The organism is Paracoccus alcaliphilus (assembly GCF_028553725.1).
Classification (GTDB): Bacteria; Pseudomonadota; Alphaproteobacteria; order Rhodobacterales; family Rhodobacteraceae; genus Paracoccus; species Paracoccus alcaliphilus.
Genome location: NZ_CP067124.1, coordinates 476931 through 491447, shown reverse-complemented (window position 1 = coordinate 491447; position 14517 = coordinate 476931). Strand labels below are relative to the sequence as shown.

At 65.7% G+C, this 14517-nt stretch carries 18 protein-coding genes; 4 read left to right on the top strand and 14 right to left on the bottom strand.

Annotated features, from left to right (window positions below):
• Positions 1 to 11: 11 nt before the first annotated feature.
• Positions 12 to 434, bottom strand: coding sequence for an acyl-CoA transferase (locus JHW40_RS02585; protein ID WP_090616575.1), 423 nt, complete (start codon positions 432 to 434; stop codon positions 12 to 14).
• 89 nt (positions 435 to 523) lie between these two features.
• Between JHW40_RS02585 and JHW40_RS02580 the strand changes: the two genes are divergently transcribed.
• Positions 524 to 808 carry a CopG family ribbon-helix-helix protein gene (locus JHW40_RS02580; RefSeq protein ID WP_090616573.1) on the top strand — a complete coding sequence of 95 codons (285 nt, stop codon included), beginning with the start codon at positions 524 to 526 and terminating at the stop codon, positions 806 to 808.
• Positions 796 to 1086, top strand: coding sequence for a type II toxin-antitoxin system RelE/ParE family toxin (locus JHW40_RS02575; RefSeq protein ID WP_090616571.1), 291 nt, complete (start codon positions 796 to 798; stop codon positions 1084 to 1086). Before JHW40_RS02580 ends, JHW40_RS02575 begins: the two co-directional genes overlap by 13 nt.
• 15 nt (positions 1087 to 1101) lie before the next feature.
• Here JHW40_RS02575 and JHW40_RS02570 read toward each other — a convergent pair whose 3' ends face one another.
• The 9 genes from JHW40_RS02570 to JHW40_RS02530 form a co-directional block, all read right to left on the bottom strand.
• Complete coding sequence (locus JHW40_RS02570; protein ID WP_090616569.1) at positions 1102 to 1728, bottom strand: DUF6441 family protein; 627 nt, start codon at positions 1726 to 1728, stop codon at positions 1102 to 1104.
• A complete protein-coding gene (locus JHW40_RS02565) occupies positions 1725 to 2039 on the bottom strand; it encodes a head-tail joining protein (RefSeq protein ID WP_090616567.1) in 315 nt (104 codons plus the stop codon). The genes JHW40_RS02570 and JHW40_RS02565 overlap by 4 nt, the downstream gene beginning before the upstream one ends.
• Positions 2040 to 2051: 12 nt before the next feature.
• A complete protein-coding gene (locus JHW40_RS02560) occupies positions 2052 to 3074 on the bottom strand; it encodes a major capsid protein (protein ID WP_090616565.1) in 1023 nt (340 codons plus the stop codon).
• Between the two features lie 57 nt (positions 3075 to 3131).
• Positions 3132 to 3512, bottom strand: coding sequence for a head decoration protein (locus JHW40_RS02555; RefSeq protein ID WP_090616564.1), 381 nt, complete (start codon positions 3510 to 3512; stop codon positions 3132 to 3134).
• A gap of 95 nt (positions 3513 to 3607) precedes the next feature.
• A complete protein-coding gene (locus tag JHW40_RS02550) occupies positions 3608 to 4933 on the bottom strand; it encodes a S49 family peptidase (protein ID WP_090616562.1) in 1326 nt (441 codons plus the stop codon).
• Positions 4933 to 6444: a phage portal protein gene (locus JHW40_RS02545; RefSeq protein WP_090616560.1), complete on the bottom strand. Its 1512-nt coding sequence runs from the start codon at positions 6442 to 6444 to the stop codon at positions 4933 to 4935. Before JHW40_RS02545 ends, JHW40_RS02550 begins: the two co-directional genes overlap by 1 nt.
• Positions 6445 to 6447: 3 nt before the next feature.
• Positions 6448 to 6663, bottom strand: coding sequence for a phage head-tail joining protein (locus JHW40_RS02540; protein ID WP_090616558.1), 216 nt, complete (start codon positions 6661 to 6663; stop codon positions 6448 to 6450).
• The gene (locus JHW40_RS02535; RefSeq protein WP_090616556.1) at positions 6663 to 8702 is read right to left on the bottom strand and encodes a phage terminase large subunit family protein; all 2040 of its coding nucleotides are present in this window, start codon (positions 8700 to 8702) and stop codon (positions 6663 to 6665) included. The genes JHW40_RS02540 and JHW40_RS02535 overlap by 1 nt, the downstream gene beginning before the upstream one ends.
• A complete protein-coding gene (locus JHW40_RS02530; RefSeq protein WP_090616554.1) occupies positions 8650 to 9186 on the bottom strand; it encodes a hypothetical protein in 537 nt (178 codons plus the stop codon). The genes JHW40_RS02535 and JHW40_RS02530 overlap by 53 nt, the downstream gene beginning before the upstream one ends.
• 119 nt (positions 9187 to 9305) lie before the next feature.
• Here JHW40_RS02530 and JHW40_RS02525 point away from each other — a divergent pair, with 119 nt between their 5' ends.
• A complete protein-coding gene (locus JHW40_RS02525) occupies positions 9306 to 9539 on the top strand; it encodes a hypothetical protein (RefSeq protein WP_090616552.1) in 234 nt (77 codons plus the stop codon).
• On the top strand, positions 9536 to 10084 hold the full coding sequence (locus JHW40_RS02520) for a DUF3489 domain-containing protein (RefSeq protein ID WP_090616550.1): 549 nt from the start codon (positions 9536 to 9538) through the stop codon (positions 10082 to 10084). Before JHW40_RS02525 ends, JHW40_RS02520 begins: the two co-directional genes overlap by 4 nt.
• Before the next feature lie 166 nt (positions 10085 to 10250).
• On the opposite strand, the gene JHW40_RS02515 is transcribed toward JHW40_RS02520, so the two are convergent.
• The 4 genes from JHW40_RS02515 to JHW40_RS02500 form a co-directional block, all read right to left on the bottom strand.
• A complete protein-coding gene (locus JHW40_RS02515; RefSeq protein ID WP_139208239.1) occupies positions 10251 to 10826 on the bottom strand; it encodes a hypothetical protein in 576 nt (191 codons plus the stop codon).
• The gene (locus JHW40_RS02510; RefSeq protein ID WP_139208238.1) at positions 10790 to 11467 is read right to left on the bottom strand and encodes a hypothetical protein; all 678 of its coding nucleotides are present in this window, start codon (positions 11465 to 11467) and stop codon (positions 10790 to 10792) included. Before JHW40_RS02510 ends, JHW40_RS02515 begins: the two co-directional genes overlap by 37 nt.
• A gap of 330 nt (positions 11468 to 11797) precedes the next feature.
• Positions 11798 to 13129, bottom strand: coding sequence for a site-specific DNA-methyltransferase (locus JHW40_RS02505; protein ID WP_090616546.1), 1332 nt, complete (start codon positions 13127 to 13129; stop codon positions 11798 to 11800).
• Entirely contained in the window at positions 13126 to 14388 is a 1263-nt protein-coding gene (locus tag JHW40_RS02500) for a site-specific DNA-methyltransferase (RefSeq protein WP_090616605.1), read from the bottom strand. Before JHW40_RS02500 ends, JHW40_RS02505 begins: the two co-directional genes overlap by 4 nt.
• Positions 14389 to 14517: the final 129 nt, after the last annotated feature.

The following is a 14517-nucleotide window of genomic DNA, read 5'->3' as shown; positions in this document are numbered from 1 at the left end:
AATGTGGGGAGTCAGGCCAGGGGGCCGGTGGTGGTGTAATGCAACACGACGGTGATCACCGCCGCCTTCAGCGCCGCAGCGCCCTCGACGGGTAGATCGACCGAGGCCGGGGCCTCCGGCTCGACCCAGTCGCAGAGCCCACCCAGCGTCCGGTCAGCCGCCAGCGCTGCGCCAATGGCGGCGATCAGTGCGTCAAAGGCGCTGGCCCGGCCGGTTCCGGCCTGCACGATCACCTCAAGCTCGGCCCGGTGCTGGTAATGGTAGCGCAGCGGCGACAGCGTGACTTCCGGTTCCCCCGGCTCGCCGTCACGCAGGATGATCAGCCCCGAAGGCGGGATCCGTTCTGGCAGCACCTCGTCACGCAGGACGGTGGCGGCAAGCGGCAGCAGCCGCGCATGCAGCGTGGCGACGATGGTTTCACGGATGGTGGGCATTTTTCAGGCCTTGGCTTGATTGTGACTTCTGCGGGCATCACGGATATGCTAAAGGTAATACCTGTGAATACTCATTCGGAGCCGCCCCGATGAATGCCGTCCGCCCCGTTGCCGTGAAGCTCGATCAGGATACCCGCGACCGCCTCAAGCGGCTGGCGGATGCGAAGGATCGCTCCACCCATTGGATGCTGCGCGAGGCCGTGTCGCAGTTCGTCGAGCGCGAAGAGAAGCGTGAGGCGTTTCGTCAGGCGGGGCTTCAGGCGTGGCAGGAATATCAGGCGACTGGCAAGCATGTCACCCATGACGAAGCCGATGCTTGGCTCGCCAGATTGGAAGCAGGCGAAGACGCGGCAGCTCCTGAATGCCACAACTGATCTGGTCGCCCGCGGCACTGCGAGATGTCGAACGGCTTTACCGCTTCCTTGCCGACAAGAATCCCGATGCCGCCCGCCGTGCGGCCAAATCCATCCGCGAGGGCATGAACATCCTGCGCGATCAACCTGGCGTCGGGCGACCGGTCGAGGACATGGAGCCGGAATTCCGTGAATGGCTCATCGCCTTTGGCGACAGCGGTTACGTTTCTCTCTACCGGTTTGATGGCGAAACGGCGGTGGTATTGGCCGTGCGCCATCAGCGCGAGGCGGGTTATTGACGAGGTAAGGGAGGGTCAGACCTTTCCGTCGAGCCATCCGGCCACAATTTTCTCCGGCAGGCCATTCACCGCCCGCTCCGCCTCCCTTGCCAGATCGAGCCGCTTGCGCAGCTTGACCTGCCTGACCAAGAGAAAGATCGGCACGCTGGTCAGCCCGCGCCCGGTCTTTGAACGGGATGCCACGGCGCGACCCTTGCTGTTCAGCCGCCCCTCGGCGACCAGCAGGCTGGGGCCGGTTCGGCGGGGGATGAAGCGCAGCTTCAGCCCGGTCCTGGCCTCCCATTTCTGCGGGGTCGGGCGCTTGCCGCGCCGGCCCTTGCCGGCGGCCTCGGTCGGGATTGCCAGCCACAGCCCGCCCCGGGACCGGATCAGGGGTCCGGTATCATGCGCGGAGATGATCACCGGGGCCTTCGACCAGACCAGCGCGGCGGCGTTCAGGCTGGGCCGCGCTTTCGGATAGGTCTCGGAGCGGATGGTGCGCGCAAGTCGCGGGCCAAGCCCCGCGCCGCTGATCTGGCCGCGCCAGGCGGTCTTGAGGCCGGTGCCGGCATCCTTGATCGCGGCAGACACAGCCTTTTCGCCAGCGGCGATTTCCGCCTGCATCAGCCTGGCGATATCGGTGATCTCGAGCTTCAGCTTCATGCTGGTCGCAGGTCCAAGGTCCAGATCAGCCGTTCGCGGTCGCGCAGTGGCTCTCCCTGGATGACATGGCTGTCCGTGCCGATGACGATCAGATCGCCCGGTCGCGGTTCCGGCAGGTCGGCGACGCGCACATCCACCGCCATCGTATCGCTGACAAAGCGGCCGGCGCCGAAATCGGTGACGCGATCCGGGGCGCGGGGGATAATCCGGATAGGGCGCTCCTCCGACGTGCTGGCCGAGATACAGAGCGCGGGGACCGCCATGGCGGCATGGGCGAAGATGCGGTCCATGGCGGCGGCAAAGACGGACATGGGCGTTGCCCGTCAGTTCGACGTGTGCAGACGAACGGCCAGCCGGGGGCGCTTGTTGACCGGCAGGATTGAGGCTTCGGTCATCAGGTCGATCCAGCGGCCCTTCTCGTCGAGATGCTGGCGGGCATAGAGTGGCAGGCCCATGGTATTGGCCGCCTCCAGCAGGTTCGCCGGGCCGCCATAGGTGGTGAAGGTGTCCATGGTTCCCAAGAGAAAGGCGATACCTTCGCTTGCAGGGATCAACCGTTCTGGGGCGCCGGTGGAGAGCGTCACCGCGCCGGCATATTCCTCGAAGAGGATGCCCGCGAAGGGGAAATTGCGCCGCATGTCCTCGCGCAAGGGCTGGGCGCCGGTGGCGGCATAGAACTTGTAGGCTTCTTCCACCTTGGCATGGCTGATCAGCTTGTCGAAGAACTCGCGGCTGACCAGCGCGTGGACAGAGGTCATCGCCTCACCCAAAAGATTGTCCTCGATGGCGCGCAGCACTTCGCGGACCTTGCCCTGAACATTGGTGCCGGCGGTGCCGAGCAGGAAATCCACCGAGATCTGGGTCAGGCCGAATTCGGTGAAGTAGTTGTAGAGGGTCGTCCCGGCGCCGTCCTTCACGATGCCGCGCAGGGCGTTCATCTCCATGTATTCACGGGTCTGGGCGTGCTTGCGGCGCATCAGCATCAGCTTGCGGCTCATGACGCCAACCAGCGGATCGGCGGCGTCCGAGACCCCCAGCGCCGGCACCCCCTGAATGTCCGCCGGCAGGATCACATCGTCATGCGGGATCCATGGCAGTGCGAAGGAACGCATCGACCGGCCTTCGCGCGTGCCGACGGTCGCAGGACCGCCGAGGGGCACAGAGGGCAGCAGGCTGAGGATGCCCTCATATTGCTCGATGATGACGGAGCGCTGGCTGACGCCTTCGAAACGGAACAGCCCAATCTGGCCGAGGCGGGTGTAGAGATTGGGCAGGATATTGATCGCCTGCGTCATCTCGGCCAGCGAATAGCCGCCGGCATCGAACGGGTTGCGGGTGATGGTCATGGGAAGACTCCGGGGAATGAGGGGAAGGCGCGGCAGGGCCAGGCTGGGTGACCGGTGTCAGGCGCTGTCACGGGCAATGATGCCGGCGCTGGCCAGTTCGGTGATCTTTGCGGCGGTCTTGGTGCCGTCATCGATGCTGGCGTCGAAGACGAGGCCAGCGCGGGAGACGATGGCGGGACCACGGGCAAGGACGAGGCCGGTGGCGTCGACCAGCGTGGCGTCGGAGGCGTAAAGCAGCACCGCGACGGCGGTCTCGGCCCCGTCCGCGCCGGTGGCGGCCGAGAGGGTGTATTTGCCGCTGGCGGTGATCTTCCCCAGCACCGCGCCGACCGGGTAGCTGGCGCCGGCAAGCAGGGTCACCACCTCGCGGGTGTAGTTCGGGTTGAGCTCGTATTTGAGGACATCGCCCATACCGGGCGGTTGCGTCAGGACGGCCATGGTTCGGTCTCCGGGTTGATGAGGAGTGGGGCGCTGCGCTGCGCGCGCGGCGATCTGCGCGACGGTAATTTCCGCTGTCGTCGCGGGGGCCGGGATCAGCGCGACGTTGCGGCCGATTTCCTTGCCGCCGCCACGATGGGGCTTTCCTTCGCCCCGGCCGCTGGGGCGGTGGCGATGATGCCGGCGGCATCGCTGCGAGCAGCGAGATCGGCCAGGACCTTCGCGCGCAGGGCCTCGGGCTTGATGCCGCGCGTCAGCGCATCGGCGGCGTCGATGCTGACGCCGAGGCGGGCGGCCTGCGCGCAGACCTGCGCCACTTCCGCCGCCTCGGCGCGGATGGCTTCGGGCGAGGGTGCCGCTTCCGCCTGGGGCGCTGAGACCGCCGGTTTCGGCGCCGGTTCCGGCGCGAGGCTGGCGGCCGGCGCAGGATTTGCGGCCGGCGCGGCGGTTGGTGCGGCATGGTCTTCGGGAATATTGGTCATCAGGAAAGCCTTTCCTCTGGGGGTGGATGTGCCGCGGGACGCGGCGGCGAAGGCACGGAAGGCGGTGACCGGATCGGCGACCTCGTCTGCGAGACCGGCAAAGACCGCCGCCTCGCCCCGGAACACGGCCGCTTCGGTGCCCAGCGCGCGTTGGGTGTCGAGGCGCTGGCCCCGACCTTCGGCCACGGTCTCGGCAAAGAGCTGGCGCAGATCCTCGAGCTCGCCCGCGATCCGGGCGCGCACAGATTCGGGCAGCGGCTGGTACGGGTTGGCATCGAGTTTGCGGGCGCCGGCATGGATCAGCGTCACGGCGATGCCCTTTTGATCCAACGCCCCGCTCATGTCGCTGTGCATGGCGACAACGCCGATGCTGCCCACCGCGCCGGTGCGGGGCAGGATGATGCGATCGGCCTGCGAGGCCAGGGCATAGCCGGCGGAGAGGGCGTGATCGGCGACGAAGGCATGGACCGGCTTCACGCTCCGGGCCGTCCGGATGCGGTCGGCCAAATCGAAGGCCCCCGCCACCTCGCCGCCGAAGCTGTCGATATCCAACGCGATGCCGCGAATGGCGAGGTCAGCCAGCGCCGCCGAAAGCTGCGCCGCGATGCCTTCATAGGAGGTCAAGCCCGAGGATTGCCCGATCCAGGCGCCGCGATGGACCAGCGTGCCGGCGATCTCGATCACGGCGATGCCGTTCACCACGGCAAAGGGCTGGCTGCCGTTCCGCGCCTGGCGCTGGGCGAGGTCCTCTCCGAAGAGCGAGGCGCGGGCGGGCAGGGTGGCTTCAACCTGATCCTCGGCTGCAATCTCCAGCCCTGCCACGCTGATCTCGCTGCCGGTGATCCGGGGGCCGAGGCCGGCGAGGAAGGCCAGCGCCTTGGCGGGATCGACCATCAGCGGCGTGTTGAAGACGCGCTGGGCGATTTGCATGTGGTGCATCATCCCTCCTCCGGACGCGGGGGTTTCCGGTCCTCGCCCTCATCGTCCTGATTGTCATTGTCCTGCGCGTCGGCCTGCTGGTCTTCCGTGTCGCCCGTCCCAGAGCCGCGACCAGCCGCCTGCGCCGGTGATCCCGGCCGCCGGAAGTCGAGTCCCAGCTCCGCCTCCCGCTGGCGTTCTGCGGCGATTTCCCGGTCGACCTGTTCGGCGTCAAATCCACGCTCGGCGATGGCCTGGCTGCGGGATTTCAGCCCCGCCTCGATCTGCAGGATTTCCGCCGCCGCATCCTTGGCCGGGTCGATCCAGTCCCATTTGGTCGGCAGCCAGTCGCAGGCGAGGGATGCGCGCCGATCCCGCCCATGACCGGGCAGGTCGAGGACGCCCGCCAGCACCGCCATGTCCATCCAGCGCGTCCACACCGCCCGGCAAAGCTGGTAGACCATCACCGAGTGCTGGAAGGCCGAGATGCGGCGGCGAAAGTCGATCAGCGCGATGCGGGTGTTGGAGAAATTCCCCTTCGCGGTGTCGCCGGTCAGATAGCCATAGGGCACGCCCAGCGCCGCGCCGATCTGCAGCAGCGTGCGGTACTGGAAGGGCTCATAGGTTGACCCCGAGTCCGGCGTCGAGGGCGTGGTCACGTCCTCGCCCGGGTCGAGCCGCACCACCTGGCCCGGCTCGACCTCGAGATCGTCTTCGGCTGGGTCGAGGGCGGTTTCGGGGGCGGGCGAGGTGATGAACATCGCAAACATGGCGGCGGTCTTCTTCCGCTCCAGTTCCGCATCGTCGTAGAGATCGAGGGTGAAGAGCTTCACCACGGCGGCGGCAAAGCGCGAGACGCCGCGCAGCTGGCCTGCCTCGACCGGATCGAGGATGTGGATCACCTCCGAGGCCGGAACCCGGACGGTTTCGCCCGCCAGCCCCGGATCGGTCAGGTCGCCCGGGTGGCGGCGCAGGAAGTGATAAGCCACCCGCCGCCCGATGCCATCGAACTCGATCCCTGCCCGGATCGACCCCGACCCGGGCAGGCTACGATTCATGTCCATCGGCAGCATTTCCGAGGGCAGCATCTGCAGCTGCATCGGCACAGTGAGCCCGTCTTCGGGCCGACGGGTGCGGATGCGCAGGAAGACCTCGCCGGCCAGAAACACCTCGCGCGCCGCCCGGCGCTGGATGCCGTAGAAATCGGTCAGCCCCTCTGCATCGGCCTCGTCGGTCCAGTCGAGCCAGAGCTTTTGCAATGCCTCCTTCCAGGCAGCGTCGGCGATCCTCGACGAGGGCTTGATGCCGTCGCCGACGACATGGTTGGCGAAGGCATCGACGGCGTTGGCGGCATAGCCGTTGTTCCTGACCAGCCAGCGCGCCCGGGCGGTGATGGTCTCGCCGGAGGCGGCGATCAGCGTGTTCACATGCGCGCGGCTGGCACGGAAGCTGCGCAGGCGGCGATGCGATTGCGCGGCATCGAACCCGCCGATGATCGTGCCGAGGCGGGCGCGGAAGGCGTCGAACACCATGGCTTACAACCCCTTCGCCGCGACCGTGCCCCAGCGGCGGCGACGTGCAGAGGCGCCGCTGGCCACCGCGATGCGGGCTTCCAGATCCCGGATCGCCGCCGCCAGTTCCGCGTCCGAGCCATAGGTCACGGTCTTGCCGTCATAGCTGACGCTGCGCAGCCCGGCGAAGCGGGCTTCCTGCAGCGCGATGAGCAGGGCCTGCATACGTTCCAGGTCCATCAGTCCCTCATGAAGTTCGGGGTATAGGCCCGCCGCTTCCGGCGCGGCGTGGTCAGGGTTCCGGCCTTGGGCCGGGCCGGATCGGGTGGTGTGGCATCAACCGGGTTGGCCGCAGGCAGGCGGGTCGCCACCCCGGCCTGCGCCTCAAGCCGCCGCCAGGTGGCCTCGTCCCAGCGATCCGCGCCCATGATCCAGGCGGCGGCGCGGGCATAGACCCGGCAGTCCAGAGCCTCGTTCCTCTCGCGCATTTTCTGCCATTCCTGATGGGCATAGCCGCGCTTGTTGCGCACGGTCACCAGCTGTTCGGCCACCAGCTGCTTCAGCCATTCGGTATCGGCCCAGCCGGGCAGGTGGATCGTGCCGGGTGCGTCCAGCATGCCAGCCGCGCGGTCTTCGTCGCTCGGCCGTTCGATGCGCAGGAAGCGATAAGTCTCGGTCTTGAACGTCGCCGTGGCCACCGACCACAGCCGTGCGCCGCGCCGCAATCGCTTGCCGCCGATAGTGGCATCGACGAAGGTCGGGCCCGACACCGGGGCCGAGCGGTTGAAGCCTTCCAGACCCTTGACCGGTGCGACCTGGTCGAACCCTGCCTTGCGCGCCCAGGCATAGACCGCCGGGGCTTCATAGCCGGTGTCGATGGCCAGCTTGCCGATCACCATCACCGCGCCATTGGCGCAGGCCCATGTCTGGCCGAGCAACGCCGTCAGCTTGTCCCAGCAGGCCGGATTGTCGGGCCCGCCCGGAATGACGATGTGATCGACCAGCCAGCTTTCCAGACCCCGGCCCCAGGCCCAGACATCGACCTCGATCCGGTCTTTCTGCACGTCGGCGCCGGCGGTCAGGAACAAGCCGCCCGCCGAGATCTGCGCGCCGCCATAGACTTCCCGGCGATCCGCCAGCCGCTGCCATTCCGGCGCATCGCCCGACTCGACCCATGTCTCGCCCAGAAGCGTGTTGCGCGCCGCGCGCAGCATCTCTTCCGATCCCTGTGCCGCCAGCCACTCCCGCGCGATCTGGCCCCAGCTCTTCCAGCCCAAGGGCGAATAGAGCGCCGAGAGGTGGAAACCGATGGCATGCGGATCGGCGGACATGGCGGTCGCCCGCCATTCGCCGCGCTCCAGCATCCGGGTCTTGTGATGCTCGGCGATGGGTGTCTCGCAGCCCTCGCAATGATAGGCGGCGGTGTCGGGTTGGCCTTTCGCCCAGCGCAGCCGCTCGAACTGCAACCATTGCATATGACCGCAATGCGGGCAGGGCACGAAATAGCGCCGCTGGTCGCTGGCCTCGAACTCGCGCTCGATGCGCGACAGGCCCCGGATCGTCGGCGTCGAGACCATGAACACCTTGCGCCGATGCGCGAAGGTGGTGGTGCGCGCCTCGGCCAGCGTGACCGGATCGCCTTCTTCGTCGGCCGAGGCCGGATAGGCATCTACCTCGTCGAGGAAGATGTAACGCGCCGGCATCGAGCGCAGCCCAGTCGGCGAGTTCGCCCCGGTCAGCACCAGAATGCCGCCGGGGAACTCCTTCGAGAGCATCGAATTGCCGGCGTCGCGCGACCGGGCCGGGCTGACCTTTTCGCGCAAGGCCGGACTGTCGGCGATCAGCGGGTCGATCCGGCCGCGCGAGGTGCGTTTCGCCATTTCGACGGTTGGCAGCACCGCCAACATCGGCCCCGGCGCATGATGGATCACAAAGCCGATCCAGTTGTTGCCGGCCTCGGTCGCGCCGACCTGTGCCGCCTTCATGAAGCTGATCCGCTGCGCCGGGTGGCTGGGCGACAGCGCATCCATGATGCCGCGCAGATAGGGTGTGCGCGCGGTGCGATAGTGCCCCGGTTCGGCTGCGGCGCGCGAGCTGAGCCAGCGATGCGCATCCGCCCATTCCGACACGGTGAGGTCCGGATCGGGCCGCATGCCGCTGCGCCAGACCCGCAGGATGTCCTCGGCGCCGTCGAAGCCGAGGTCGAGGCCTTCGGTCAGATCGTTGCTATCCGAGGGAAACCCGGAGATCGGCGAGGGCGTCGAGTTGCGCTCTGACATGGGTTTCCAGCACCCTCTGCAGGATCGCCGCCTCGATCGTCACCGGTTCGCCGGATTGCTGTTCCACCTCCGCCGCCACTTCGGCCGCCATCAATGCCGCCACCCGGGCCGGCCAGGTCACCCAGACATCGCGTTCCTGCCGCGCGAGGCGAAACACCAGCGTTTCCGCCCGGGCGCGGTCGACCAGCGCGCCCTTCTTCTTCTGGATCGCCAGCTGGCGTTCCTGCGCCTGATAGACGGTCAGCGCGGTGCGGGCTTTCAGATAGGACGAACTGTCGGCTGGGCCGGAAAATCCGGAATCACCACCGATACTGCGGCGCTGCTGGTCGGGGTCGGTCATTTGCGCCCGCCGCACATCAGACGCGGCAGCATTGATCGACCCATCGCCATAGATCACCAGCCGCCCGCTTTTGCGCGCCTTCTGGATCGCCCCGCGCGATAGGCCGGCATGGGCGGCGTATTCGCGTTCGCTCATTCCCTCCATGGCGCTGTCCAATCCGATCAAAGCAATGATATTGCTGTTTATTCAGTTGATTACACTTCACGGTAGAGCGATTCTGATGGCACGGAAGAGATGCAACCCAGCCCCAAGGACGCCAGCCCATGACCCGCACCGAGAGAGCCGAACGCAACCGCGACGCCGCCCTCGCCGCCTTCATCACGAAGAAGGCCGAGATTGACGCCATGATTTCCCGTATCGCCGCCCTCAGCGCCGACCACTTCATCGCCAGCCCCGACGAGGTGAACTGGGGCCATGTCGGCACACTCGAACATTACGCCAGCCTGCTCTGCCAGATCACCGACGCCGCCTTCCACGAAGGGGAATATACAGAATGACCGCCCTCACTGAGACTCAGCGGCTGATCCTGACCCGCGCCGCCGCCCGCCCCGGCAATCTGGCCCTGCCGCTGCCCAAGGGGCTGGCCGGGGCCGCCGCGAAGATGGCTGTCGGGCGGATGATGGCCCATGGGTGGCTCGAGGAGGTCGAAGCCGATCTGCGCCGCGGCGAACCGGTCTGGCGCGAGACCGGCGATGGCCATGGCACCACGCTGATCACCACCGAGGCCGGGCTGGAGGTCATCGGCATCGAGCCGAATGCTGACAGCGCCGTTGCCAGCGCGCGCAAGGTGAAACCGACGCCGGCGTCTGAGACGGCCGGCACCGCGAAACCCGTCGCCATCCGCGCTGGCACCAAGCAGGCGCAGATCATCGCCATGCTGCAGCGCCCCGAGGGTGCCAGCATTGCTGAGATCGTCGAAGCGACGGGTTGGCAGACGCATAGCGCGAGAGGGATGATCTCGGGCGGGCTGAAGAAGAAGCTGGGCCTGTCCATCACTACGGAAAAGGTCGAGGGTCGGGGGACAGTTTATCGGATCTGTTGACGTCGCGAAGAGCCCATTGCTACCGATGCCGTAGGCGCAATCTACGGGCAAACGCTCACATACCACTCGTTCGTCAAAAGACTGGGTTGTTCCCCCGTCGTTTATCCTGCATGCGCGGTGAATGTCGACTTCAGATGTTGCGACTAAGATCGAGAGATGGCTCCACTTAGAACTCGGTCGCCCAGCTAGCAACAACAGCGGACAAACTGGAAAAGGCTTCCGCCGAGGTACCGTCGATCTCTGCGATCAATTCGGCATAGTCGCCCATCGCGGAATCAAAGCTCTCGGGATCAATGCTTCGCAGATAAGCAAGTTGGTTCAGAGCAAAAATCGCCAGATCCGTTGCGTCGATTGCAACCACATCATTGGAAATCCCTTGCAATCTCATAGGGCGAGGGGAGGTTGGGCTTCCCGATGGGCCGTTCCTCAGATGGATCATAATCGCCGGATGGTAATCGTTACTGCAGTAGACAACAGAATATAGTGATCGATCTGATGGAATTCCGACTTGGAATTCGCCGCCAGTGGATTGAGTCGAATCAACAAGCTCACCATCAAGTAGCGGACAAGGATTGGCGTCTTTCACCCACTTCGTGGCCGGACTCCAAGCAGAAACTTCCGCCTCAATACCTGCGTTTGATGTACGATCAACCACGCTTCCCGGGTGCCAGTTCTGCGCATTTGCAGAATGCGCGCAAGAGAAAGCTACAAGGCCCGTAAACGCAACAATCCGAATACCCATAGCAAAAGTCCTCCTAGTACGACCATAAATCTTAGCTTCGTTCGCTCCGCCGCAAACATCAAAGACGCATTTCCTTTACTGATCTCGATGTCGCGAGCGTCGAAGATGCGGCTGGAGGTGCAGTTTATTTCGACCAGTTGACCGCCTGAAAAACCAGAGACCAGAAGCTGCTCGTTCGACAGGGTTTCGTTTATTCGAATTACTCTTGCTGACTGTTCAGAGTACTCGCAGCCGCTCCTGAGATTAACAATCACATCAGATGAAACATAGGCGGGTTCAAGTTTGAGATAGGCGCTATCGCCGCGTTTGAAAGACGTGGCGACAATCGCAAGCCGTGCAGTTGACAGCCACGCCATTCCACCAAGGGCGCAACTAATCAGAAAAAATACTATTGCTGCGGGTATCCATTTCTTCTTGCTCGGTTCGGCCTTTGCAGCGTTCGGAGGCCGGAAACCGGCGGTTTGCTCAGGAATGGCGGGCAGGAATCTGGGTGCGGAGAACCAAACGACAAGTACGCCGACGACAGCAATTGTGACAAGACGGAGCCATAGGGGTAGTCCGATCCATGATTCAAACGTCGCGCCGACCGCAACTAGAGCGGCCGAGACCGCAACAATAACATCAGAATAGTTTCTAATCATGGTTTCTTTTTTCGTGGCAGTTGTGCCGAAAAATTTCCAGTTAAGAATAGCGGCAGCGCAACCGCTTCGACCGATCGCCTCGGGCGCTAGCCGATTCGTCTTACCAGTATACACAGCACTTGGTTTTTCCTGCCACTCACGGGTTTCAGAATATCATGACGCACAAGGACTTGTACTAGACCAAAGCGGCAAGCTGTCGGATGCGCCTCCGTCCCGCACACAGACTTTCGCCTACACAGGCACCTCAGCGCAGTTTGCGGCCTCCTCAGATCACCGCTCGAATGACCGCTTCGTCCGCATAGCAGTCACTCGGGCACTTCCTCCGGGGCGTCAATTCGTGGCCATTGTGGCCTTCCGTCCCGTCGCCAGCTCCCACCGCCGTACTGCGACGTCGCAATAGGCGGGGTCCAGTTCCACCGCAAAGCAGTGCCGCCCGGCGCGTTCGGCGGCCACCAATTGGGTGCCGGAGCCGCAAAACGGCTCGAACACCAGATCGCCCGGATCGGTGAAGGCTTCCAGCACGGCCTCGACCAGCGCCACGGGGAAAACGGCCGGATGCGATCCCGCCGCGCCCAGCCCGCCCTTGTGGCGCATGATCCGGAGCACCGAGTCGGGGATACGGTGGCTTTGGATGGCGTTGCCGGCGCCGGTCTTGGCGTTCACCCGACCGTCGGCGCCGCGCAGCCCGCCGCCGCCGAGGATCTCGCCCGCGTGTTTGGACGGGACCGTCTTGTTGGGTTTGCGGGGCGCGCGGTTGAAGTGGAAGATGAACTCGTGTGAGGGGGCAAGCCGCCCGTTCCAGTCGCCGGGCAGGCCGGGCCCCTGGTCCCACACATACCAGCCAAAGCGCCGCCAGCCCTGCGCGCGCATCCAGTCGATCCAGCCTTCCCAATAGGGGATCCATTCGCCATCGCGGTGGACAAGGCCGAGGTTGACCAGCAGCTGGGCATCGGCGCTGACCGGCGCGGCGGCGAAGACGCTCTGCATCAGCGCATCCCAATCGCCGATCTTTTCCTTGGCTGCGCCATAATCGCGCTGCTGTGCATAGGGCGGGGAAGTGAACAGCAGCGACGCCTGCGCACCCACCATCAGCCGCGCGACCACGGAAGGGTCGGTGGCATCGCCGCAGATCAGCCGATGATGCCCGATCTGCCAGATATCGCCGGGGCGGGTGACCGGCTCGGCCGGGGCCTCGGGGATGCTGTCGGCCGTGTCATCGTCGATCGGCGCGCGGTCGTCATCGGCAGTGTGCAGCAGCGCGTTCAGCTCATCCTCGGGAATGCCGATCAGGCCGAGATCGAAGTCGTCGGCCATCAGCCCGCGCAGTTCCTCGAGCAGCAGGGCCTCGTCCCACCCACCCAGTTCCGTCAGCTTGTTGTCGGCGATGCGATAGGCCCGCCGCTGCGCCTCGGTCAGAGGGCCGAGCACGATGACCGGCACCTCGGCCAGCCCCAGCTGCGCGGCCGCCAGGACACGGCCATGACCCGCGATCAACTCGCCATCGGCGGCGACAAGGCAGGGCACGGTCCAGCCGAACTCGGCCATGCTGGCAGCAATCTTCGCCACTTGGTCGGCGTCATGAATCTTGGCGTTGCGGGCGTAAGGCCGCAGGCGCGCGAGCGACCAATGCTCGATCCGCCCGGGCAGGAGGGGCGCGTTCATGCCGCCAGCCGCTTGGCTTTGAGGGCGGCGAAACTCTCGCCGGCTTCCGCCAGCACCGCCTCCTCGCCCGTGAAGGCCTGCCAGCGTTCAACGGCGACATCGACATAGGTCGGGTTCAGTTCGACGCCGAAGCAGACCCGCCCCGTGGTCTCGGCCGCGATCAGCGTGGTGCCGGATCCCATGAAGGGCTCATAGACCGCCTGGCTGGGGCTGGAATTGTTCAGAATCGGGCGGCGCATGCATTCGACCGGCTTTTGGGTGCCGTGCACGGTGTCCGCGTCCTGATCGCGATTGGCGATCTGCCACAGAGTGGTCTGCTTGCGGTCGCCGGCCCAGTGACCCTTGCCCTTGGCGCGCACCGCATACCAGCAGGGTTCGTGCTGCCAGTGGTAATCGCCGCGGCTGAGGACGAGGCGATCCTTGGCCCAGATGATCTGTGAGCGGATGGCGAAACCCGCCGCCACCAGGCTGTCGGCAACGGTCGCTGCATGCAGCGCGCCATGCCAGACATAGGCCACGTCGCCGGGGAACAGTGCCCATGCCTCGCGCCAGTCGGCGCGGTCGTCGTTCAGCACCTTGCCGGTGCGCCGGGTCTTCGCCGCGCCCGCCTGATTGCGCCAGCTTGGGTCGTATTCCACGCCATAGGGCGGATCGGTGACCATGAGCAGCGGCTTCACATCGCCGAGCAACCGCCCGACCACATCACCCGCGGTGCTGTCGCCGCAGATCAGCCGGTGCGGGCCCAGCTGCCACAGGTCGCCCGGCACCGACACCGGCGTGACCGGCGGTTCGGGCACATCGTCCTCGCCCTCGACCGGATCATCGCCGCCCAGCGCCTCGGGATCGCGCAGCAGCGCGTCGAGGTCATCGTCGCTGATGCCCAAGAGCGTCAGGTCGAAATCCTCGGCCAACAGCCCAGCGATCTCGTCGCGCAGCATGGCCTCGTCCCACTCGCCCAGTTCGGTGAGCTTGTTGTCGGCGATCCGGTAGGCCCGGCGCTCGGCCTCGTCGAGATGGCCCAGCCGGATCACCGGCACCTCGGTCAGCCCAAGCATGGTGGCTGCCAGCACCCTGCCATGGCCCGCGATCAGCTCGCCGTCATCGGCCACCATGCAGGGCACGGTCCAGCCGAATTTCGCCATGCTGGCGGCGATCTTGGCCACCTGGTCGGTGCCGTGCATCTTGGCATTGCGGGCATAGGGGCGCAGCCGGTCGAGAGGCCAGGTCTCGATCTGGCTTGGTGAAAACACCAGGTCCATGGGGTGGGTCTCATCCGGGGGAAGGGCGGTCATGCCGAGACGCGCGGCCGGAAAGGGCTGCATCAGGATCGGGATCCGCAATGGCAGGAAAACAAAAACGCCCGCGAGGGGATTCCTCCGGGCGCAATT

Bases quoted from the DNA above. Each gene is read 5' to 3' on its own strand.
- JHW40_RS02545 (WP_090616560.1), bottom strand. From the start codon at position 6,444: ATGGTGTTCGACGCCTTCCGCGCCCGCCTCGGCACGATCATCGGCGGG.
- JHW40_RS02575 (WP_090616571.1), top strand. From the start codon at position 796: ATGCCACAACTGATCTGGTCGCCCGCGGCACTGCGAGATGTCGAACGG.
- JHW40_RS02570 (WP_090616569.1), bottom strand. From the start codon at position 1,728: ATGAAGCTGAAGCTCGAGATCACCGATATCGCCAGGCTGATGCAGGCG.
- JHW40_RS02580 (WP_090616573.1), top strand. From the start codon at position 524: ATGAATGCCGTCCGCCCCGTTGCCGTGAAGCTCGATCAGGATACCCGC.
- JHW40_RS02565 (WP_090616567.1), bottom strand. From the start codon at position 2,039: ATGTCCGTCTTTGCCGCCGCCATGGACCGCATCTTCGCCCATGCCGCC.
- JHW40_RS02515 (WP_139208239.1), bottom strand. From the start codon at position 10,826: ATGGGTATTCGGATTGTTGCGTTTACGGGCCTTGTAGCTTTCTCTTGC.
- JHW40_RS02525 (WP_090616552.1), top strand. From the start codon at position 9,306: ATGACCCGCACCGAGAGAGCCGAACGCAACCGCGACGCCGCCCTCGCC.
- JHW40_RS02500 (WP_090616605.1), bottom strand. From the start codon at position 14,388: ATGGACCTGGTGTTTTCACCAAGCCAGATCGAGACCTGGCCTCTCGAC.
- JHW40_RS02585 (WP_090616575.1), bottom strand. From the start codon at position 434: ATGCCCACCATCCGTGAAACCATCGTCGCCACGCTGCATGCGCGGCTG.
- JHW40_RS02530 (WP_090616554.1), bottom strand. From the start codon at position 9,186: ATGGAGGGAATGAGCGAACGCGAATACGCCGCCCATGCCGGCCTATCG.
- JHW40_RS02505 (WP_090616546.1), bottom strand. From the start codon at position 13,129: ATGAACGCGCCCCTCCTGCCCGGGCGGATCGAGCATTGGTCGCTCGCG.
- JHW40_RS02535 (WP_090616556.1), bottom strand. From the start codon at position 8,702: ATGTCAGAGCGCAACTCGACGCCCTCGCCGATCTCCGGGTTTCCCTCG.
- JHW40_RS02510 (WP_139208238.1), bottom strand. From the start codon at position 11,467: ATGATTAGAAACTATTCTGATGTTATTGTTGCGGTCTCGGCCGCTCTA.
- JHW40_RS02540 (WP_090616558.1), bottom strand. From the start codon at position 6,663: ATGGACCTGGAACGTATGCAGGCCCTGCTCATCGCGCTGCAGGAAGCC.
- JHW40_RS02560 (WP_090616565.1), bottom strand. From the start codon at position 3,074: ATGACCATCACCCGCAACCCGTTCGATGCCGGCGGCTATTCGCTGGCC.
- JHW40_RS02555 (WP_090616564.1), bottom strand. From the start codon at position 3,512: ATGGCCGTCCTGACGCAACCGCCCGGTATGGGCGATGTCCTCAAATAC.
- JHW40_RS02550 (WP_090616562.1), bottom strand. From the start codon at position 4,933: ATGCACCACATGCAAATCGCCCAGCGCGTCTTCAACACGCCGCTGATG.
- JHW40_RS02520 (WP_090616550.1), top strand. From the start codon at position 9,536: ATGACCGCCCTCACTGAGACTCAGCGGCTGATCCTGACCCGCGCCGCC.